The sequence below is a fragment of the Arthrobacter glacialis genome (genome assembly GCF_002909445.1).
In the GTDB taxonomy this organism is placed as follows: Bacteria; Actinomycetota; Actinomycetes; order Actinomycetales; family Micrococcaceae; genus Specibacter; species Specibacter glacialis.
Genome location: NZ_PPXC01000050.1, coordinates 1 through 1,322 on the forward strand (window position 1 = coordinate 1; position 1,322 = coordinate 1,322).

General features: G+C 51.7%; 1 rRNA gene. It reads right to left on the minus strand.

From position 1 onward, the window contains the following. Positions 1 to 1,322, minus strand: a 23S ribosomal RNA gene (locus tag CVS27_RS20365); the annotation flags it as partial.

Sequence of the window (1,322 nt, forward strand, 5' to 3'; positions counted from 1 at the left end):
GCTTCGATCAAGAGCTTCGCTTGCGCTAACCCCATCAATTAACCTTCCGGCACCGGGCAGGCGTCACACCCTATACGTCCACTTTCGTGTTTGCAGAGTGCTGTGTTTTTAATAAACAGTCGCAGCGGCCTGGTATCTTCGACCGGCATGGGCTTACGGAGCAAGTCCTTGACCCTCGCCGGCGCACCTTCTCCCGAAGTTACGGTGCCATTTTGCCTAGTTCCTTCACCCGAGTTCTCTCAAGCGCCTTGGTATTCTCTACCTAACCACCTGTGTCGGTTTGGGGTACGGTTCCCAGTTATCTGAAGCTTAGGAGCTTTTCTTGGAAGCATGGTATCAACCACTTCGTCGCCTAAAGGCAACTCGTCATCAGCTCTCGGCCTTGAAATCCCGGATTTGCCTAAGATTTCAGCCTACCACCTTAAACCTGGACAACCAACGCCAGGCTGGCCTAACCTTCTCCGTCCCTCCATCGCAATAACTGGAAGTACAGGAATATTAACCTGTTTTCCATCGACTACGCTTTTCAGCCTCGCCTTAGGGACCGACTAACCCTGCGTCGATTAACGTTGCGCAGGAAACCTTGGTCTTTCGGCGTGCGAGTTTTTCACTCGCATTGTCGTTACTCATGTCAGCATTCGCACTTCTGATACCTCCAGCAAGCTTCTCAACTCACCTTCACAGGCTTACAGAACGCTCCTCTACCGCATCATCATAAGATGATACCCGTAGCTTCGGTGCATGGTTTGAGCCCCGTTACATCTTCCGCGCAGGCCGACTCGACTAGTGAGCTATTACGCTTTCTTTAAAGGGTGGCTGCTTCTAAGCCAACCTCCTAGCTGTCTAAGCCTTCCCACATCGTTTCCCACTTAACCATGACTTTGGGACCTTAGCTGACGGTCTGGGTTGTTTCCCTTTTCACGACGGACGTTAGCACCCGCCGTGTGTCTCCCATGCTCGGCACTTGTAGGTATTCGGAGTTTGCATCGGTTTGGTAAGTCGGGATGACCCCCTAGCCGAAACAGTGCTCTACCCCCTACAGTGATACATGAGGCGCTACCTAAATAGATTTCGAGGAGAACCAGCTATCTCCGAGCTTGATTAGCCTTTCACTCCGATCCACAGGTCATCCGCTAACTTTTCAACGGTAGTCGGTTCGGTCCTCCAGTCAGTGTTACCTAACCTTCAACCTGCCCATGGATAGATCGCCCGGTTTCGGGTCTATACCCAGCGACTAAACGCCCTATTAAGACTCGCTTTCGCTACGCCTCCCCTATTCGGTTAAGCTCGCCACTGAATATAAGTCGCTGACCCATTATAAG